This window comes from Chloroherpetonaceae bacterium, from assembly GCA_025056565.1.
Taxonomy (GTDB): domain Bacteria; phylum Bacteroidota; class Chlorobiia; order Chlorobiales; family Thermochlorobacteraceae; genus Thermochlorobacter.
Genome location: JANWWA010000001.1, coordinates 136129 through 156464 on the forward strand (window position 1 = coordinate 136129; position 20336 = coordinate 156464).

The window sequence follows — 20336 nt, forward strand, 5'->3', positions numbered from 1 at the left end:
CGCAACTCTTTCAGTGTTGTTTCGCTCTGAGGTGTAAAATTTTGGTGAAGTTTCACAAGGTGTGATGTACATCACGCAAGGCGTAGGTTTTGAACGTTTGAAACAAATTGAATTCACTACGCCACACGCAAGCTACCGACATAGTCAGAGAAGGTGTAATCGGCTTGCGCAAAGTGTGCCTCAAGCTGCTGTGCAAGCGCTACGCTGATATTAGGCTGCACAAAGTTCATTGTGCCGACTTGAATTGCTTTTGCGCCCACAAGGAAAAACTCCATTGCATCTTCAAAGCTGCTAATGCCGCCCATTCCCACAATCGGAATCCGCACTGCTTGGTAGACCTCCCAGACTTTTGCCAGTGCAATTGGCTTGATGGCAGGTCCAGACAGCCCTCCTGTGATGTTGTGCAGTTTCGGGCGGCGCGTCCTGTAGTCAACTGCCATTCCCACCACCGTGTTGATTAGCGACACTGAGTCTGCTCCGCCTCGTTCCGCTGCCAGTGCAATTTTGGCAATTGATGTCACGTTTGGCGTCAGTTTAATCATTAGGTGGCGCGAGGTGATGGCTCTGAGGGCCGCTGTGATTTCGTAAGTTGCACCCTCATCGACCCCGAAGATGATGCACTCCCCTTTGACATTTGGGCACGACAGGTTGATTTCATAGCCGCTGATACCTGCTTCTCTATCTAAACGGCGCACCACTTCGCAGTAGTCTTCAATTGATCGCCCTACGATATTGACCACTACGGCAAGCTGCAGCGTGCGCAGAAAAGGCAGTTTTTCTGCCACGAAACGCTCCACTCCTACATTTGCTAAGCCGATTGCGTTGAGCATTCCTGCTGGCGTTTCCACAATGCGAGGCGGCAAGTTACCCTCGCGTGGCTCCAGCGAGATGGCTTTGGTTACCAAGCCACCTAACGCATTTAGATTCACCAGCGCACTTAGCTCCTCGCCGTAGGAGGCTGTGCCAGATGCCAGCATGACGGGATTTTTCAAGTCCAGTCCCCGCCCCAGTGATACGGCACATGGGCGCACTTTCAGCGCAGCAGTCTCCGGCACTGCAGCTTTCGTTGTGAGCATCGCATTAGTCATAGATGCGCATTAAGATAGATTCCAAGCGACGGTAATCGTCACTCAAAAGGTAAGACAGCTCTTTGCCCAGCTTTACCAAGCACTGGCGACTCATCTGAGCTTGGTAATTACGGAAAAAGGCAACGATAATTTCATCGGACACAGTGCTGCGGCTCTGCAACACCAGTCGTAAAAAAGTTGGTGCTCTTTCCAGAAAACGTGCAAGGTCGTGGCTGGAAGTTGCATAGACGAAATCGTGCAAATCAGGCGGTGTCGGTGGCACGGTCTGCACCAGCTTGCCTTCTGCAGTCTCTACGCCGACTGCAATTGCCGTAAATTCAGTTTGCAACAGCTCAAACACTTGCGGCATTTCTTTGCGCAGCTCATCTCTGCTCTTGCCGTGCGGCAGAATTTTTCGGCTGGAGTCGAATGGAGCGTGTTCAATGAAAGAAACAATACCATAGACCGCAGCGCGTGCGGTTTGCACTTTCACCAGTGTTCCCAAGCACACCGGCAAGTTCCCTTGCTCCAGCAATGCGGGTGGCACGACGGCTGAAAACTCTGATGTGTGCGCACGCACAATTTCGCCAATATACGACCCCCTCATCGTTTCTTTGCTCTTTCTTTGGTTGAACTGTTGGACACGGTCGGCTCCGAGAGAAACTCCTGCAAGGCTGTTTCAAGCTGAGATAAAAACTCACGACTGTATCCAAACTGTCGATAAACCACCTTGCCATCTTTGATAAGAATGACACTTGGCAGCAAGCAGATTTGGTAATCCTGCACTGCAGCAGGTGATGCGGCTGCAAAGGTCAAGCCGTAAGCATATTCATCGGGTGACTGCCGCACAGTCTTCAATCCGTCCTCTACATCTAACGCAATCATGGACACACCACGGGCTCGATACTTTGCGTTAAGAAGCTGTAAGTCTGACAGCAAAAACTTTGAGAGTGTAGAATTGGGCGACCACACATAAAGCAGCACTAACTTGCTGGATAGGCTAGCCAGCGATACCGTTTTGCCGTCGAGCATAGAGAGCTGGAGCGCTGGTGCCGATGCTGTGCTTCCTGCTGCCAGACGCATTGTCTCTAAGGATTCCCCCTTTTTGAACTTCGGCTTTAGGGTTTCTTCAATCCACTTTTGCACATTCTGCGAGGGCTGTGCTGCAAGCGACTTTAGGGCAGATGTGAGTGCGCTTTCTTCTCTTAACGCGTAGAGTGACTGCGCCATCTCAAAATACAACTCTGCTCGGCGAGACAGGCAGCTTTTTTCTGCTTCTCGGAAGTTACTTAGCGCATTCTTTTCGTCGCCAATGCTGCGATAGGCTTTGCCGATGCAATAATACGCACAGCCCATGGCATCTTGATAAAAGAGCTGTCGCCCTGCCTCAGTTTGCACATACTCTGCTTCAGGGCGCAGAACCAGCGGCTTTTTTTGCTCGCTTTCAACAGCTTCAAGCACCTTGCCTGCAAGGTCAATCGCAAAGCCCGCATAGTCTTTTGAGCTAGCAAACCGTTCTGAGAAGTGCAAGAGTGTGCGTAGGTCATACACTTCACGGTCGTAATCCATACGCAGCACATCTTTCACATATGGGAGGGCTTTGGCAAGATTCAGGTCGGCGTAGTAGTCAAAAAGATAGCGCACAGCGTAGGTATTGATGCGACTGGTGCGAAAAGCACTTAGGCGACGGTTCAGCAAATTTTCGGCAAAGATCGCGCCACGGTCTTTGTAGTTTGAGAGCTTTTGGTTCGAAAGGTAGAATAGTAGATGCGAAAGGTTCATCTTCACGGTCAGTGGGTGCGTGGGATATTTTTCGGTCATTGCTGCCAGTGCCAGCTCACGGCGGTCGTTATCAGGGTCAGTCAGAAAGCGATTGTAAAGGTTGAGCGGGTGCAGATAGGCGTCAGGAATATCACGGGTGATGTCGTAGGCGCGCCGACGGTCATTCATTCCATAGACATACATAATTGCAATTGCCTCAAGCAAGCGGGGGTCATCACGGCGCTGGCGGCGCACTTCAGCAATTTCTCGCTCAATCGTTGCCAGTGCCTCATCGGTACGCCCTGCATACTGGAAATACAACGACCAGTATGAGATATAAGCATCATCGCTATTCGGGTAGAGCGATAGCTCTGTGCGCAGAAGTGTTAGCACCGTATCCATTGGTGCTCCTCGCTGCCGAAGCACATTTGCTAAGCGATAATGCGACCACTGCACGGGCTTGCCAGAGCGATTGTAGACCAAGTAGCTTTCAACAGCTGAAGAATCGTGATAGGGTGCACCAGTGATGTAGTAAGATAAAATTTGTGCACTCGAAGGAATCGCAATCGGAGCAAACCAGTATAGGTTACGGTAGTTTTCCATTTTCACTCGCCGAATTTGTGGCGCCTCATTTTCAAAAAACTCAGGCTGCCAGAATTTGAAGGTATAGACCACCTCAGGCGGCCTGGCGGCTGAATCAATCGGCTCAGGCGGCAAGAGCACCACATTGAATGTATCGCCGATAATGGTAGAGCTTCGCTTGAGGCGCGTTTCTGCATCAATCACAGGCGTCTCATCTGGGTCGAGTGTGAGGCAGGCTGAAAAAGCTACGCTTAGCAGGCTAAGCCAAAGAACAGGTTGGTAGCGCATTTGGTTTAGAGCCATAGCTAAGTTAGAGTTTTGCGATTCGCTTTGAGAGGCTTTTCGCCGAGTAATTTAATGTCTGCCCCTGCAAGGCACATAGATGTTCTAACAGTCGGTAAAATTCCTCTTGTTCAGCAGGGGTAATGGCTGCTTGTTCGTGTGCCTCAGTCAGAATCATCGGGTAGCCCCTGCCTTTTTGCACATCGTCCATCACCACGGCATGAATAAAGTCGGTTGCCCCTGCGTCATAACACCATTTTGGAAATTCGACACGTGCAATTTCATAGCCTGTGTGCAGATAGAAGAAATACACTCGGTCGCTTGGTTCGTAGTGCTGCAAAATTTCAGAGCGGCTTGCAAAGACGGCGGAGCGCTCTCCCCTTTGCAAATAGCCAAAGAAAAGTCTTGCATCATTGAGCCACAGCTCAAGCGATAGGTCTTCTTTTTCAAGTTCAGAGCAGAGGAGTTGCTGTAGCAAGTTCGACACTTCTCGGCTACTGGGCGCGCTAATGTAGCTGGCCACAGTTAGCTGCCCTGCTTGAAACTGCGTAAGGGTTGATGCATACCGTTCAATGAAGTGGCGCTGCAGAGCCAGCGGTTGCAAGCGTTTTAGGTGCCAGCAGAGCAAAGTGCCATCGGCAAGTGCCAGCAGCGGGCGATGTACGCGCAGACTTTGGCAAGTTTCCAGTAGCACTTGAAGCTCTGCTTCTTGGCGCATTGCCGTTACCAACTCAACCGTGAGAATCGGTTCATCTTCTTCGGACACATTTAGCTTCTCTGCCAGCATTTCACGCTCAAAGAGTTGAGCCTCGTTTCGGAGCATTGGCTTTTCATTTACGCCCAGATGCAATACAATTCGACTGAGGTTCAGCAGAAAAAAATCTGCGCTCAGATGTCGGTCAGGAAAAATCTGCGAGCCATCGCTAGCGCAGAGCGTCAGTTCCTTCGGTCGAGGTGGCGTTGCTTTCTTCAGGGCCGGTTCTTCAATTGGAATTGCCATAACCTTGTGTGCTGCCTGCTCAGGGTTGAAGCGCGCCTTCAGCGCTGACTGGCTCTGCAGTAGCTCATAGAAGCGCCTTAGGTTCTTGCTGAATTGGGGCGCGCGCTGCGCAAGCCGGCTGCTTAGGTCTTGCAGTTGTGGGTAGAGGTTGCTGACTTTTAGCACAGTGCTCTTTTTTTGAAGCTCAAAGATAGGAAAGGTGCTCTCAGGCAAAAAGTCGAGTGTTTCACGCAGTCAAATTTTTTTGTGCAAGTGTTGCAAAAATGTTTTCTTAGTATTAAGTTTGTGTTAACTGCAAATCTTCAAACACCCGACGCCCGTTGGGTGGCTATACGGTGTGGGGGACGTATAGCACGCAGAGCGCCGAAAGGCGCTCTTGCGTTTTAAATCCATACTCATCTGTTCGGTAAAGCTCTCTTTCTTTGGCAAGAACAGGCAGAGGTACAGAGGGTTACTTTTTTACCAATTCCACACGTCGATTTTTCGCCCGTCCTTCTTCAGTGGCGTTGTCGGCAATCGGTTTTGTGCGACCATACCCTACGGCGCTGAGACGCTTGGCGTCAATGCCACGACTGACCAGTGCGTTCATCACGGCTTTGGCGCGCATCTCTGAGAGGCGCTGGTTGCCCTCGGGTGTGCCTGTGTCATCTGTGTGACCCTCAATAGACAGTTTCAGCGAAGGATTTTCTCTCAGGAGCTTTACCACTTCGTCAATGATAGGCTGCGACTCGGGTTTGATGATATCTTTGCCCACATCAAAGTTAATGTAAAGCGCCACACGACCCGTTTTATTCAGCGCATCCAGTATTTCGCTGGAGGCTACTACTTCTTGCTTCATCTCTTCCAGCTCTACGACGGTCAGGAAGTATTCTAACGGCATTCCAATTAGTGCTCTGGTTTTTATGTGTGCCCACGCTTCCCTGCCACCCCTTTTAAATTTGACCGTTACGTCAAACATTTTGCCAGATGTCGCTGTGAAGTATTCACGCGTCCTGTAGGTCCAGTTTCGACCATCGCCATCAAAGACAATTTCACCCCCTGCATTTTTTGCTGCATTCAGATAGTTGCGAGCCACCTGAAGCTCTGTAACTTTTACATCTTTTTTTGCGCGGTAAGTAATCCTTGTAACTTTGCCCTCCAGTTCTTTCCAGATGAGCCATTTTGGGTCATCTGCCGCAACAGGCATCTCAGCACGGTCGAAGTCTTTCTCTTCATACTTTGTAATCACAAACCCTGAGAGGCGTGTAAATAGGGGGTGGTCTTTGGCACCTGGAATGTCTTTTTCCTCTTGTTGTGCAAAGAGCGATGGTGCTGCCAGCAAAAGCAGCACAGCAGACAGTCGAATGTTTTTCATGGCTATGCAGCTTTTTTAGGTTAGCGAATTTTTAGATAGACGTTAGAGACACTTACTCACAACTTGCTCTCTTATTTCATCAGCATCATTTTTTTGGTCTGCTGAAAGTTACAAGCGATACAGATACAGCCCTGAGGTCAGTTCACTTGCATTGAACGATACTTGATAGCGCCCCGCCTCTTGCCTTGCGTTGACCAGCGTTGCAACTCTTCTGCCTAGCATATCAAAGACTTCCAATCTCACTTCGGTGGCTACGGGTAGTTCGTAGCTAATCACTGTTGTCGGGTTAAATGGATTTGGATAGTTCTGTAAGAGTTCAAAGGTTCGGGGCACACTGGCTTCCACTTCAATCACGGGGCTATATTCAAAAGTGCCATCAAAGTCAATTTGCTTTAAGCGATACTCGACTCTGCCTGAGGCTGTGCGGTCGAGAAATGAATACGATTTGGCTTCGCTGGTTGTGCCATAGCCACGCACAAAGCCCAAGACTTGCCATGCTTCGCTGCCCACTTCTCCACGAATGCGTCGGCGCTGCACTTCAAAGCCTGCATTATTTTGCTCCGACGCCGTTGTCCAGCGCAATTCCACGCCACGTGCCAGAGCCTTTGCTTCAAACGATGTCAGCTCTACTGGAAGCGCCACAAGCGGCACAGCATTAGTTCGCACTCCTGCTTGGAAGTAGTTAATAGCAGGCCCTGCACCATTGAAGGGATAGACGTCATAGAAGTATCCCACACCGAAGGTAACGGTATTGTCCGTAAAGCTTGTGGCATTAGTATTGGAGACCACTGTCTGCCCCGAGAAGGTGCTGCCTACGGTGTATGGCGTGCCATCGGCAGGCGAAGTGCGTGGTGTGCCATCTGGGCGGCGCACGACCAAGTAGCCCGTCGGTGCAGGCGATGCCGGGGTAAAGCTCACGGTAATGTTAGGTGGTGCTGTCGGTGTGGTGCTCAGCACTGGGACACCTGATGATGCCGTCGGTTCAGGCGCGATATTGACCAGATTGTAAGAGACGGAACCACTTATGCCTGCTGCGGAAGCTGTAACGGTATAGCTCCCCCATGTGCTATTTGCCGTAGCGGTGGTGCTCACGGCTCCTCCCGAGATTGTTGCAGGATTGGGACTGAATGTGCAGCTTGCGCCGCTAGCTGGCGCAGTGAAGGTAATCACGCCACCGTTCACTGGCTCACCAAACGAGCTAGACACAGAGGCTGACAATGCGGTTGGGAAGGCTGTGCCAACCAATGTGCTTTGCGAGGTGCCTCCTGTTGCAGTTATGGTGAAACCACGCGACTCAAAGGCACCAATGTCTGGCGCACCCACTCGCGAAACACCCCGCTGGTCTGTTGCCGGCGCGCCGCTTGCACCTGCGTCAATAGCAGGACTGCCCGGCAGTAGTGCTCGTGTCTGTGTAGGACCGCCATAGTTGCCTAGTGCAGACAGCCGAGGATTAATCGGTGAGGTGGCTGTGCCAACTTGATTGCCATTGCTCCCATTGGCAATACCTGTCATACCCGTGCCATTACCGACAAGGTTATGGACACTCCCAGTAGTACTGATTGAACCTGTAATGTCGCTCCCACTATTTAGGGCAACAATTGTATTCACCATCACCATTGCTGCACCGCTGCCAATTCCTATGCCACCTGGACTGTTCTCGGTAACAGTGCATTGGCGTAGCTCTGCTGAAATCGTGCCGCTGCCTATCATATTAATTCCTGCTGGTGATGTGCCAGCTGTATTGCCGCTGAAGGTGCAGTTTGTGAGCACAACTCTGGCATTTCTCCCGCTCGCCGCCGAGACGAACATACCACCTGCTGAGAAACCTGTTGCAGCGCTATTGTTGCTGAACGTACTGCCTGTTACGCTCAGTGTGCAAGCGGCAGCACTTGCTTGGAGAGCAATCGCACCGCCATTGCGCTGCGATGAATTGTTCGCAAATGTAGAATTCGTAATGTTCACTGTGCCACCGCTCGGCAAGCCAATTGCACCGCCTGAGAGTGCAGCTTGGTTGTTTGTGAATGTGCAATTTGTAATATCCAGAATGCCAGCGGGCGTACTACTGATGGCGCCGCCCCAGCCGCTGGTAGCGTGGTTGCCTTCGAAGGTGCAGTTTACAAAGTTAAACCCTGCAGTGCTAGTGGATTGGATATCTACTGCTCCACCATTTGCCCCTCGGCAGTTTCTGAACACGCAGTTTGTGGCGCGAAATGTGCCTCCAAATTGGGTTAATAGTCTACTCGTACTCTCCGATAGAAACACTATTCCACCGCCCCCTGCATTGTTACCATCAATCGTGATACCAGCAATGTTGACGATATCACTCGTTGTGCCAGTCGCATTTAGACGACTTTCACCGACCTCTTTTGCCGCTGCATCGGGCTTCTTTGCATTTGATATCTCTCCATCGGGGAACGGTTGACCAAAATTTTCAAACTCTGCAATCTCAAAAGTCGGGATATTACGATTCATTCGCAAGGTGATGTTTCCGCTGGGTGGTTGGCAAATTGTGAGAGCACCATACGGCGTGCCCAGTAGCGTGCCTATACCTAAGGTTCCGCCCACAGTGAGGTCAATCGTGCCAGAGAGTGTCGGCTCAAAGACAATGGAGCCACCGCTTGGAATGTCACGCACTGCTCGGCGGAATTGTCCTAAGGAAGGCGACGTGGCATCGGTCAGCGTATTCACACTGTAATCAAGGTTATAGACCTGTATGTTCTTGATAATGCCGTTGAAATACCGAAGTGTGGTACCAATTGAAGAGCGTGTCAGTAATTGATTGGTACTGCTACTGACTGCACTTGTGCTGGTTGCGACCAATACGCCATTGAAGTAAAGCCGCGTTGTGCCATCACCGCGCGTAACGGTAATGTTATGAAATTCACTTAGCGGCACACTTTGTGTGGTGCTTACAGTGCTTGTGCCTACGCGTAGTTGCAGCGTGCCACTTGAAGTAACCAGAACCGCAATTTCAGAATCAAAAGCCGTGATAACCGGCATATAATCGCTCGGGTATCCTGTGATGCGAAAATTAGCCGTGATGGTGAAACGGCTGTTCCCCAACCCTGAAACGGCTGGCGATTGTAGATATTGCGTGCCTGTAAGAAGAATCCCGTTAAGAGAGTAGGTGGGCGTGCCACCAATGTGCTGTATGTTGCGAGCTGGATTAGTTGGTGCTTGCTCATCGCTTAGCGTCTGATTCAGTGTGTAGTTTGCCAGCACTGAGAACGCAGCTGATTTTTCAGGCATTGCGAATAGTGCGCACAAGGCAAGGCAGCTTGCAAAGCATACGCTACTAACTTTTGAACTCCGCATCACGATTGCCGGCAGTTGGAGAAGACGTTGTTTCATCGTTCGCTACCCACTGGTTAATTTTTTTGCGAAGATTCAACATAAGTGTAGCAAAATTTTCCTGCGAGGGGACTACGTATTTTCTACGGAGACGGGCTGTAAGTTGCGCCTTTGGCGTCAGTTTAGACCCGCTTTTTAGAGCGAGGCGAGGAAGGTTTGCAAGCTGATTTCCGCTCCCAGTCTTAGTTTTCGGCGTAAGTTTTGTCGATGCGTCTCGACGGTGCGTTCAGATGCATAGAGCAATGCTGCAATTTCTTTCGTGGATAAATCCAGCCGCAGCATTGCCGCCACTTTGATTTCTGTGGGTGTCAGGTTGGGATAGCGTTCTGCAAGCGTTTGCAGAAAGGTTTTGTGCAGTTCCGAAAACTGCGCTTCGAAAAGTCTCCAGGTTTCTTCGGAGCGTAGGCTGGCTTGAATCTCAGCTCGGATTTTCTGCACAGCGTTTTGCGTTTTTTTGCTCGCCCCCAGTTGCACGTCGCCGAGCATGTCGTAGAGACTTTTCAAAAACTCATTTTTCCTCACAAGGCTCATTGTCAGCCTCATCAGTTCTTTTTGCTTGCGCTTCATCTCGCCTTCTAATTTCTCTGCCTTGTGCTCAAAGAATTTTCGCTCGTCTCGAAGGCGCTCCACATCGAAGCGGATTTGAAGGTATTGCATTTGCTTTAGCCGCTCTGCGTCTTTAAGCGTAGCATCTATTTGAGCGAATTTGCAGTGATGCTCGTAGGCTTGCTTGTAGCGTCCTGTGTTCGCATAGAGCAATGCCAACGCGTTATGAATAGCAGCTATCTCCTCGGTGCTTCCTGCTTCCTCCGCAAGTGTCAGTGCGTCTTGCAGCATTTTTTCAGCTTTTTTGAACAGTTGCTTTTGTAGCCACACTTTGGACAGAGCCAGCTTTACTTGTGCCAGACGCGCTTTTTCACCGCCCTGCTCAAAGAGTGATAGACTTTCTTCGTAGGCGTTCTCTGCTTCTTGCCACTTTTTTTCATCAGCAAAGAGTTGACCGATGCGCATCCATACATCTGCCATGCCCCAGCGGTCTTGCAGGGCTTGACGCAGCGACAAGGCTTGGCGATACATTGCCAGCGCATCTGGAAATTTCCTCTGTTGCTGGTAAAGCTCAGCCAGTAAGGTCAGTGCAGTCGCAATGCCAAACTTTTCGCCAGATGCCTCGAAACTTTGCTTGGACTTCAATGCATAATCCATCGCTGCAGTAAGATTTCCCAATTTCATTGAAAGTGACGCCAGCGTAGTGAATACCGCTGCGGTGTGCATCGGGTTGTGATGCTTTTCTATGCAGGTGAGAGCCTTCAACGCATACTCGAGCGCAGTGCGGTAGTCCCCCAATCTCTCAAGCAGAAGCGCTGCATTTGCTAATGTTGCTCCTTCATTTGCTTCATCGCCACATCGCCTTAGAATCTCAGCGCTTTCCAAAAATTTGCTTAGCGCGTCCTTAAAGTTTCCAAATCGTTGGTCGAGTGCAGCCAAATTGTTGAGTGTTACGCCCACACCTCGCAAATCGTTTATCTGTTCATAGATTTTCTTCGCGCGCTGAAATGCTTTCTGTGCTTTCTGGTAATCTCCTGTCTTGAAGTAAGCGGCGCCTGTGAACCGGTGAGCTAAGGCAACTCCCTTTTGGTCTCCGAGCTTGCTCAGCTGCGCTATTGCTGAACTGAGATACTCTTTTCCGCGTGCGTAGTTGGACAGCAAGACCTCAGCGATGCCCTCAGCCAGCAGTGCTCTTGACTGCACTTCTGGATTGGAATGTTTGTGCACCAGCTCTTGGAGACGGCGAATTCTGGCAAGCGTCTCACGTGGCGATTGATGAAGCTCTATAAAAATTTGCTCAAGTTCCGTATCAATTTCCTGACTTGCAGTTTCTTTTACTTTTGAAACTGAGCGATTGGGATATTCAGCACGCTTTGGGGCTTTCATACCGTCTCTCCAGTTCGCCGTGTGAAGATACAAAACTGTGCGTTTGCGAAGTCTGCAGGCAGCTGCTTTGTCTGTCTGCATTATCCGCTGCCACAGTTCTTGACACGTAACAAGTCGTGCTGACTTTGGACGAAATGCCAGCACTAAGCCTACCTCACCCTTACCCCTTTTCTTCACCTTTAACCTTTTTCTAACGATTGTCTCACACTGCCTTAACACCTGTGCTCTACATTTGCGCTCACAACACTTAGATTGCTCAGATGATTATGCTTTCCAATCGCATCTTCCTTGTCATCACAAGTCTTTGTGGTGCGTTGCTTCTTGCCAGCTGCTCTGGTAGCTCTTCGCCCTCATCGTCAGAGGCGCCTACTCGTGTTGGGTCGCTGCGCTTTATCGGCGAACAGCGCATTCCGTTCAATACCAAATTTCAGGGCACGACGGTTGGGGGTCTTTCAGGCATTGATTACGACGGCAACACGTGGTATCTGATGTGCGACGATGCAGCCGACTCTAACGAAGTGCGCTTTTACACGGCTAATTTGACGATTTCGCAAAATGCCTTTTCACAAGTTCAACTGACAGGGGTTACATTCATTAAAGATCCTTCTGGCAGAGCTTTCCCGCGTCGCCCAAGTGCAGATGCTGTTGACCCTGAGGGACTTTGTTATGACCGCTCAACCAACACGCTTTACTGGTCTAGTGAAGGCTACCGTCCTGCGCCAGGCGGTGGTCCTAATCCCGTCAACGGTCGGATTATTGCACAGCCGTTTATTCACGAAATTCGCCGTGATGGCAGTCACATTCGTGCGCTCTCATTGCCTTCACGCTACTTGATGGATACGACTTCTGTGCCTGCACGTGGTCCGAGAAACAACGGTGTCTTTGAAAGCGTCGCGCTCAGTGTCGATGGTCGTAGCGTCTGGGCTGCAATGGAAGAGCCGCTCTTTCAAGATGGCGACCGTTCCACGGCGACCAATCAAGGCATTATCCGAATGATTCGTTTTGACAAAGCTACTGGACGCAGCACAGGTGAATTTGCATACAGAATGGACAGGCTTGTACCGACTCCCAATCCGCCCACTGCGTTTTTTGTGCACGGTGTCGTGGAAATCTTGCCTCTTACTGATACTACAATGCTTGTGATGGAACGCTCCTTTGCAGTGGGCGGCACGCCTGATTACAACATTCGCATTTATGAAGCCAGCTTGCAAGGCGCTCAAGATGTTTCAGCAATTGATGCAATCAATCCTGCTACTGTCTCTGTGATGCGCAAGCGCTTGGTAATTGACTTTGAGTCAATTGCCGCAAACTTGCAGAACCGCCGTATCGACAACATCGAGGGAATGTGCTTCGGGCCTAGGTTATCGAATGGGAATCGCACGCTTGTTGTCGTCTCAGACGATAATTTCAATGCTGCACAGGTTACGCAGTTCATTGCGTTTGAAGTCTTGCCTTAAAGCTTCTGTTTTTGTGCAGGTTGCCGGGTCTCTGAGGGTTTTGCTGCGTTCTTTGAGGAGCAGTGATGCGTAGCATCAGCATCATACCTTAAGGTCGGCGGCAGAGCTTTTTTAAGCAGAGGCACTTTGAAGCAAGGCGCTCAAAGCTGAGGTCTCCATTAACGTGATGCAGTGAGAGCACTTGGGAATCGCAGTGTCGTGGTGAGGGAGGGAGTCGAACCCTCGACCTCAGGGTTATGAATCCTGTGCTCTAACCAACTGAGCTACCTCACCTGAGCTATGTAACAAATATAGCAATTCCTCTAAACTCTGCAATTTGCTTTGGAAACTTCCTCGCTAAAGCAGCGCGGAACTCCACTAACTTATATCAACTCCGATTTGCTCCACCGCCAGCTATCCCCTCTCTCTTTCGTAAGGAGAGAGAGGGATCAGCGGTGATGCAACGTTGCTCTTTACTTTATTAGCACCATCTTTTTGGTTTGCTGGAAGTTAGCGGCACGAAGCGTGTAGAAATACATTCCGCTGGGCAGCCCTTCCGCAACAAAGCGGTAGATGTTCTCCCCAGCGCGAGCTTGCAACTGCTCTTGCTTGACCACCCTACCCAAGATGTCAGTCACAGTGAGTGTTGCCGTGCCTGCTTCTTTCATTGTGAAGCGAATGATGGTGGACGGATTAAATGGGTTCGGGTAATTCTGCTCAAGCGCGTAGTCATAAGCTCTGGCTTGAATTGGCTCACGCACCTCGACCGTAACAGTTTGCGGGTAGTCATGAATAGTGCCGTCAAAGTCGACGGAGCGCAAGCGATAGGTGTATGTTTTGCCTACTTCTACCGTGTTATCTAAGTAGCTGTATTGGGTCGTAGAAGTGGTCGTGCCTTTGCCTTGCAAGGCCCTTGAAAACTCATATGAAGCGATGGCTACTGCAGGGGTTGCATTTTCACCTGCTGCGGGCACAACGGAGCGCATCACGATGAAGCCTGCGTTATTCAGCTCAGAGGCAGTTTGCCAACTAAGCTGAACGCCCTGCGGGGTTGCTTGACCTGTGAATGCAGCCAGCTCTACAGGCAGTGGACTATCACCGTCAATTTCATCACCAATTGCAAATTCGGAGAGCGAGCTAAACGCGACAGTGCTTTCAAGGTTTCCTCCAACGATAGTGCCGCCAATATCTTGCCATGGATCGCCGGGATTTGCAGGCTCATCGCGCTTGAGGATATGCAGCTTGTTTAGCTGCGTGCCAAGACCTGCAATTGCCGTTAAAGGAATGCGCACGACCCCACTGCTAAAGCCAAGGGTTGAGGACTGAATCGCCCAATAGTATTTGCTGATACGCACAATGTTCGGCGGTAAGGTGCCTGGGACTGGAATATCAAAGTTATAGAAACCGACATTCACGGTTGCGGGTGTTGTTACATTTGCCGTGAAAGTCAGATTGGTGCCGCCAAAGGTTATTGTAGAAGGCGAGCCAGATGGCATAAAGAGATTAGAGTAGACGGTTGGCGCCACGCCACGTAGCGACACCTTGAAGACGGGTTTTGATGGGTCGTTGGTTGGAATCTCCAAAACCGCTTGGTCGACGCCGGGTGTGCTTGGCGTATAGCGAATGGTGAAGGTGCCAGAGCTATTCGCAGCAATTGAGCTAGGTGGTGTGCCTTGAATGGAAAAACGCGAGGCAGACGGCCCAGTAAAGGTCGGCGTGCCACAGGTGAGCGTGGCATTGCCGACATTATGCAAGACGAAAGGCAAATCGACTGTGGCGGTTGTAGCGTTTCCGAAGTTGAGAATGGAATCAGCTGGCGAATCTAAACGAGCCGCCGCGCTGGGCGTGCCACTTAAGTGCGTAAGGAAAATCTCTATGGCATTCCACACTGCATCGTTGGGTGTAGAAAATGTGTTCGGTGTGCTATTAGTCGCAATCACGCGCCACTGATGATTTGCAGGGAGTGAGACGCCATTGTAGCCTCGCATCACATGGTCAGGCAAAAATGAGCCTGAGTAAGCCGCTGAAAGCGGTGTGGGAATATTGCCAAAGTATTGGGATGCTGTGTCTGAGACAATGGCGTTATTAATCCAAACTGCATTTGCTGTGCCATACACCCACAGCTCACCATTTTCTCCAATTCCTGCAAAGGAGTAAAGTACTTTGCGGTCGTTAGTTGGGTCACTGGAAGTGATACTCTGCGCTTGCAGAATCACTCTTTGACGGACAGGACGGCGCGTGCTCATATTCAGACGCACGCGTGTGTTTACGATAGTCATCGGGCTGCTGAATGTAACGGACGATGACAGGACACTAATGCCAGTAGCGCTGGTCGGCGCCAGTGTGAAAGAGGGTATCGTCTGACTTGTCGTGTTGAATGTGCCAACGGCGTAGTAGCAAAGCGTCGTTGGGAAATTTGGGTTAGCAAAGCGTGGGAAAGTGCGCTCATTTCCAGCCGCATCGCGAGCACGAATGTAGTATTGCACTTGTGTTTCGTGCCCCACACACGGAATTTGGAACGAAAACACATTCCCGACGACTGAGAAAGCCGACACCTCCACAAAGGCACTCCAAGGATTAGCCCCTTTTTTCAAGCGATAGAAGAGTCTTGGACTATTTGGGCCAGTAGTGGGCACTGGAGCACCATTTTGGTCGACAATCTCTGCCGTGATGATGGTGGGGTAGGTGCTAGTATGAGATAGCACATTCGTGTGCACAATTGTGGGCGGCGTTACATCTACGCCTGCAGCCAAACGCACGGAGTTTAGTGCATTCACACGCCCATACCCTGTGTATGGGTTCCACTTGCCAAAAGGTTTATTGACGTTGTAAGGGATGTTATCAATCTTATCGGCGCCGCGATAGAGAAATTCAATCACTTGCAGGCGTGTCAGGCTAGTGTTGACAGAGAGAATCAGCGCAGCCACGCCTGCAGCATTTGGGCAGGAGCAGGACGTGCCGTTGAATGTGGCTGTATAGTTGCCGGGGTCATAACCGATACCAGAAGGATTACCCGTAACGTCAGTGGTCATGCAAACCGTAGGTGCCACGATATCGAGGTCGCCCCCACCCGGATACGGACGCTCGCCAAAGTTGCCGCCCCACCACCACTGGTTGCCCGTGCCAGCTGATTTCTTCACATCCTGCTGTGTAGAAGCACCAACGCAAACCACATTTGGAAGCCAAGAAGGATATGAAGGTGGGCAGCGCCCGTCATTACCAGAAGAGAAGAGAATAATGCAACCAAGACCGCCTCTGCCCGTCGTTGCTGCATCATCAATTGCGTTGGTAATCAGATTGCTTGGAGAGCCACCGCCCCAGCTATTGCTTAGCACATCCATTCCATCGTTCTTGGCGCGCGTAATCGCTGTAGCAATTTGAGCGGCAGTTGCCGCATTAGGATTAAAAATGCGGTAGGAGCGCAGCGTTGCATTGCGGGCAATCCCTGCCACACCAATTCCATTGTTTGTGACTGCCGCAGCCAAACCTGCGCATGCTGTGCCGTGTCCCTGCGAATCGTACTGACCTTTCGTGGAAAAGTAGGTATCTGTAAACGCATCATATCCAGGAAGAGGAATGTTGCCAGTTAGGTCTTCGTGCAATTCGTCGACGCCGCTGTCCAGAATCGCAATTTTGACGCCTGCACCAGTTGCAAAATTCCAAGCCTGCTCCACGCTCATATCAGCCCCTGCAATGCCGAGTGTTGTGGTGGCATCGCCAGCGACAGAGTTGCCACCTGTTGTGAGCGGAACCGTGCCTGTGTTCTTAATTGCCCACTGCTGGCTGTAGAGCGGGTCATTTGGTGCGCTGTGCAATAGGCAAAAACTGGGATAGGCAAAGTTAGGCTCTGTCCACTCAAAAAGATTGCTTTGGCGATAGATTTCTGAAAGCTGGAGTGCATTGAGCTCCACATTATCGTTGCTCTTCAAAAGATAGGTGCGAGCCAGCAGCAAGGGCTTTACAATCGTGCAGCCATTTAGAGCATTAAACTGGTTTAGTTCTGCAACGGTTACGCTTGGGCGCAACCTCACAATGAATTCATCGGTTACAATCTGTGAGACCTGCTCAGATTCTCCAAAGTAGACGGTTGAGGAGAACTTCACAGGGTCTTGTGCTTCCATCTGAGTTTGAAGGTTCTGGATTTCAGGTAGAGAGCGAGCTGTGCTAAAACTCACCAGCAGGACATTTGGAAGCACTTGCGCCACCGTATCACTGGAGCTAAGCAGCGCACGCACTTGCGTTTCTGCAAGTGCTGCATTCGCAGTAGATTTCAGAACGACTGCAATTTTGTCAGTTCTTGGCTGCAGCGTAATCCGCTGCCCTTGATAGTAGTAGTAATCTTGCGCAGACGCCATAGAAAAGAGGAAGAGAAAAATAGAGAGCAGTGCCAGTTTTTTCATAGCCATCCCTTGTTGTGTTGATAGAGAGAAGATGCAGCAGTTTTTTAAGTATAGTAACGTAATCAGAAATTAACAAAACGGCAACGTTAGCTGCAACACAGTTGCGAAACACTTACACGGTATGCGGACTGTTCAACTTGTCTCACTGGGCACGCTGGCTTACGACCAAGCCTACCAGCTCCAGAAGCAAATCTTTGAGCGCGTGCGAAAGGAAGACATACCTGATACCCTTCTCACCGTTGAGCATCCGCATGTCTATACCCTTACCAAACAGACGAAGCCCGAGCATCTTTTGTGGGATGAATCCATTCGCAAAGAAAAAGGCATTCGTGTGTTTGAAACCGATAGAGGCGGCGACATCACCTATCACGGCTTTGGGCAATTTGTCGCATACCCTATCCTCAATATGAATCACTTCTACAAAGATGTGCATCGCTATCTCCGTGATTTAGAACAGGTTGTTATCAATCTCCTCAGTGAGTTCGGCATTGAGGCTGGGCGAAAACGGCACCCTGATCCTCGCAAGAATTACACAGGCGTCTGGGTTGGCGAGGAAAAAATCTGCGCTATCGGCGTCCGATTTTCCAGCTGGACTACTATGCATGGACTTGCGCTCAATGTCAATACCAACCTTCACTACTTTGAAGGCATCGTTCCTTGCGGAATTACGGACAAAGGGGTAACTTCACTCGCAAAAATTTTACAGCGAGAGGTGCCGCTATCGTATATTGAGAGCCTATTTGTCAAGCATTTTAGCACGGTATTTGGTGTCGCAGTTCAGCCCGTCAGCCAGCAGACGTTAGCTGCAGAACTGCATCGCATAGAACCCAAGACTTTTTCAACTTCTCTTTAAGTCGCTTCGTTATGATTGAAACCAGCGCAAAAAAATCTGTCGGGAGAAGAAAAAAGAAAAGCGCCAGCAGCGAGCTTAGCAAAGAGCAACTTCTCCGATACTACAAGCTCATCTTCACGGCGCGGAGCATTGACGACAAGCTGCTTAAAATGCTTCGGCAAGGCAAAGCGTCGTTTCACATTGGCACATCGGGTCACGAAGCGGCACAAGTTGCCATCGCCGCCCATCTTAAAACTGCCTCCGATTGGTCTTACCCATACTACCGCGACCTTGCCTACTGCCTTACGATGGGTATGACGATTGAAGATGCAATGCTTGAGTTCCTCGCCAAAGAGGAATCTCCCAGCACTGCAGGCAGGCAGATGTATGGGCACTTTGGTAACGATAAGCTGCGCATTGTCTCGCAGTCGTCGCCCACTGGCACCCAATACTTGCAAGCCGTTGGCACTGCAATGGGCTGCAAGCGACAAAATCAAGCAGAAGGGAAAACTGAAATCGTCTATGTTTCCAGCGGTGAAGGCACCACTTCACAAGGTGATTTTCACGAAGCTTTGAACTGGGCTTCACGCGAAAAACTGCCCGTTCTTTTCCACATTGAGGACAATGGCTACGCTATCTCCGTCCCTATTCGGGAGCAAACAGCTGGACAATCGGTCTATAAACTCACGGCGGGCTACGAGGGCTTAATCCGATACGATGTGGATGGCACGGATTTCTTCGAGATGTATGATGTGGCTAAAGAAGCGGTTGAACGCTGCCGCAAAGGCGAAGGCGCTGTGCTGATTAACGCCAAAGTGGTGCGACTGTTGCCGCATTCTTCATCTGATGACCACACGAAATACCGCACCGAAGAAGAGCTTGCCGAAGACCGCAAGAGGGACTGCCTCATCAAGTATGAGCAGTATCTTTTGGAAGAAGGCGTGGTTACGGCGGAAGAACTGGAGACAATCCGTGCAGAAATCAGGCGACAGATTGATGAAGCCGCCACTTGGGCTGAATCGCGCCCTGACCCAAAGCCCGAAGAGGTTGAAAAGCACATCTTTAGCAGTGAGCCTGTGCCAGTAGAGTTTGAAGCCACTGTGCCCAGCGGCGCCCCTATTGTGATGGTCGATGCCATTAACAAGGCTCTCGATGAAGAAATGACGCACAACCCTAAAATGCTGGTCTACGGTGAAGATGTCGCTGGTGGCAAAGGTGGTGTGTTTACCGCAACACGTGGGCTAACGGCAAAACACGGCATAGACCGCTGTTTCAATTCGCCGCTCGCGGAAAGTTCCATCGTGGGCACGGCGATTGGCTTAGCCGTGATGGGCTATAAGCCCGTCGTGGAAATTCAGTTTGGCGATTACATCTTCCCTGCGATGATGCAGATTCGCAACGAGCTGGGAATGATGCGCTATCGTTCTGCAGGCAAGTGGAAATGTCCTGTGGTGATTCGCGTGCCTGTGGGCGGATATATTCACGGGGCGCACTACCACTCGCAAAACATTGAAGGTATTTTTGCCCATTGCGTCGGCATCAAGATCGCTTTTCCCTCCAATGCAGCTGATGCCAAAGGTCTGCTGAAAACAGCTTGCCGAATGGACGACCCTGTGCTCTTCTTGGAGCACAAGTATCTTTATCGTCAAAGTTTTGCCAAATCGCCTGAACCTGACGAGCGATATTTTCTCCCGTTTGGCAAAGCTAAAGTGGTGCGAGAAGGCGAGCACATTTCGGTGATTACCTACGGCGCGCTGGTGCAGCAAGCCTTAAATGCTGCAAAGAAGTTGGAGCAAGAAGGTGTGAGCGTAGAAGTGGTGGACTTGCGCACGATTATTCCTTACGACAAGGAAGCGATTTTCAACACGGTGAAGAAAACAGGCAAAGTTCTGGTGGCGCATGAAGACACACTCACGCAAGGGTTTGGCGCAGAGATTGCGGCGTTCATTGCGGAGCATTGCTTCACTTATCTTGATGCGCCTGTGATGCGTCTTGGCGGTTTGGATATTCCCGTGCCCTACAATCCGATTTTGGAAGAAGCCGCTTTGCCTAACGAGAAGAAAATGCTGGACATTCTCAGACGCTTAGCAGCGTTTTGAGCATTGAAGTGGCGCAGCATTAGCGTGTTGCGTAGTTTCGGCTTTTGGGAAAAATGTGCATACCTCTCGAGGCAGTGTTAATTAAGTATCGTTGCGCAATGCAGAACATCTCAGCTTCATCCACATTTCAGACTACGAAAAAGAGCGCGGCAAACGATGCCGAGTTTGAATCGCTCTATCGTTCAACTACGCTTAGGGAACATTCTCTCCCGATACGCTAAGTTCAGCATAGCCAGCGAG

The 20336-nt window shown here is 50.4% G+C and carries 12 protein-coding genes, 1 tRNA gene and 1 pseudogene; 5 read left to right on the forward strand and 9 right to left on the reverse strand.

Annotation, left to right across the window (positions count from 1 at the left end):
- Positions 1-116 precede the first annotated feature (116 nt).
- From NZM05_00600 to NZM05_00630, 7 genes are all read right to left on the reverse strand, one after another.
- Positions 117-1076: a dihydroorotate dehydrogenase gene (locus NZM05_00600; protein MCS7012116.1), complete on the reverse strand. Its 960-nt coding sequence runs from the start codon at positions 1074-1076 to the stop codon at positions 117-119.
- A 4-nt stretch (positions 1077-1080) separates the two neighbouring features.
- On the reverse strand, positions 1081-1674 hold the full coding sequence (locus NZM05_00605) for a hypothetical protein (protein MCS7012117.1): 594 nt from the start codon (positions 1672-1674) through the stop codon (positions 1081-1083).
- A complete protein-coding gene (locus NZM05_00610) occupies positions 1671-3713 on the reverse strand; it encodes a TlpA family protein disulfide reductase (GenBank protein MCS7012118.1) in 2043 nt (680 codons plus the stop codon). The genes NZM05_00605 and NZM05_00610 overlap by 4 nt, the downstream gene beginning before the upstream one ends.
- Before the next feature lie 7 nt (positions 3714-3720).
- Positions 3721-4857 (reverse strand): DNA double-strand break repair nuclease NurA, encoded by a 1137-nt coding sequence (locus tag NZM05_00615; protein MCS7012119.1) that lies wholly within the window; start codon positions 4855-4857, stop codon positions 3721-3723.
- 286 nt (positions 4858-5143) lie between these two features.
- Positions 5144-6046, reverse strand: a complete 903-nt coding sequence (locus NZM05_00620) for an OmpA family protein (GenBank protein MCS7012120.1) — start codon at positions 6044-6046, stop codon at positions 5144-5146.
- Between the two features lie 108 nt (positions 6047-6154).
- A complete protein-coding gene (locus NZM05_00625; GenBank protein ID MCS7012121.1) occupies positions 6155-9295 on the reverse strand; it encodes a T9SS type A sorting domain-containing protein in 3141 nt (1046 codons plus the stop codon).
- A 237-nt stretch (positions 9296-9532) separates the two neighbouring features.
- On the reverse strand, positions 9533-11329 hold the full coding sequence (locus NZM05_00630; protein MCS7012122.1) for a tetratricopeptide repeat protein: 1797 nt from the start codon (positions 11327-11329) through the stop codon (positions 9533-9535).
- Positions 11330-11595: 266 nt separating this feature from the next.
- On the opposite strand from NZM05_00630, the gene NZM05_00635 reads away from it, so the two are divergent.
- Complete coding sequence (locus tag NZM05_00635; GenBank protein MCS7012123.1) at positions 11596-12786, forward strand: esterase-like activity of phytase family protein; 1191 nt, start codon at positions 11596-11598, stop codon at positions 12784-12786.
- Between the two features lie 199 nt (positions 12787-12985).
- On the opposite strand, the gene NZM05_00640 is transcribed toward NZM05_00635, so the two are convergent.
- Both NZM05_00640 and NZM05_00645 read right to left on the reverse strand, forming a co-directional pair.
- Positions 12986-13059 (reverse strand) — tRNA-Met (locus NZM05_00640).
- A gap of 179 nt (positions 13060-13238) precedes the next feature.
- Positions 13239-17165: a S8 family serine peptidase gene (locus NZM05_00645; protein MCS7012124.1), complete on the reverse strand. Its 3927-nt coding sequence runs from the start codon at positions 17163-17165 to the stop codon at positions 13239-13241.
- A 121-nt stretch (positions 17166-17286) separates the two neighbouring features.
- Here NZM05_00645 and lipB point away from each other — a divergent pair, with 121 nt between their 5' ends.
- The 4 genes and pseudogenes from lipB (at position 17287) to NZM05_00665 (ending at position 20317) form a co-directional block, all read left to right on the forward strand.
- Complete coding sequence (lipB, locus tag NZM05_00650) at positions 17287-18018, forward strand: lipoyl(octanoyl) transferase LipB (GenBank protein ID MCS7012125.1); 732 nt, start codon at positions 17287-17289, stop codon at positions 18016-18018.
- Positions 18019-18029: 11 nt separating this feature from the next.
- Positions 18030-19028 (forward strand): annotated as a pseudogene (locus NZM05_00655) (thiamine pyrophosphate-dependent dehydrogenase E1 component subunit alpha).
- Positions 19029-19121: 93 nt separating this feature from the next.
- Positions 19122-20096, forward strand: coding sequence for an alpha-ketoacid dehydrogenase subunit beta (locus NZM05_00660; protein MCS7012126.1), 975 nt, complete (start codon positions 19122-19124; stop codon positions 20094-20096).
- Between the two features lie 98 nt (positions 20097-20194).
- A complete protein-coding gene (locus NZM05_00665; protein MCS7012127.1) occupies positions 20195-20317 on the forward strand; it encodes a hypothetical protein in 123 nt (40 codons plus the stop codon).
- Positions 20318-20336 lie beyond the last annotated feature (19 nt).

Excerpts from the sequence above, each read along its gene's own strand:
- NZM05_00600 (MCS7012116.1), bottom strand. The coding sequence starts at position 1,076 with ATGCTCACAACGAAAGCTGCAGTGCCGGAGACTGCTGCGCTGAAAGTG.
- NZM05_00645 (MCS7012124.1), bottom strand. The coding sequence starts at position 17,165 with ATGAAAAAACTGGCACTGCTCTCTATTTTTCTCTTCCTCTTTTCTATG.
- NZM05_00660 (MCS7012126.1), top strand. The coding sequence starts at position 19,122 with ATGGTCGATGCCATTAACAAGGCTCTCGATGAAGAAATGACGCACAAC.
- lipB (MCS7012125.1), top strand. The coding sequence starts at position 17,287 with ATGCGGACTGTTCAACTTGTCTCACTGGGCACGCTGGCTTACGACCAA.
- NZM05_00610 (MCS7012118.1), bottom strand. The coding sequence starts at position 3,713 with ATGGCTCTAAACCAAATGCGCTACCAACCTGTTCTTTGGCTTAGCCTG.
- NZM05_00625 (MCS7012121.1), bottom strand. The coding sequence starts at position 9,295 with ATGCCTGAAAAATCAGCTGCGTTCTCAGTGCTGGCAAACTACACACTG.
- NZM05_00665 (MCS7012127.1), top strand. The coding sequence starts at position 20,195 with ATGCAGAACATCTCAGCTTCATCCACATTTCAGACTACGAAAAAGAGC.
- NZM05_00635 (MCS7012123.1), top strand. The coding sequence starts at position 11,596 with ATGCTTTCCAATCGCATCTTCCTTGTCATCACAAGTCTTTGTGGTGCG.
- NZM05_00620 (MCS7012120.1), bottom strand. The coding sequence starts at position 6,046 with ATGAAAAACATTCGACTGTCTGCTGTGCTGCTTTTGCTGGCAGCACCA.
- NZM05_00630 (MCS7012122.1), bottom strand. The coding sequence starts at position 11,329 with ATGAAAGCCCCAAAGCGTGCTGAATATCCCAATCGCTCAGTTTCAAAA.
- NZM05_00605 (MCS7012117.1), bottom strand. The coding sequence starts at position 1,674 with ATGAGGGGGTCGTATATTGGCGAAATTGTGCGTGCGCACACATCAGAG.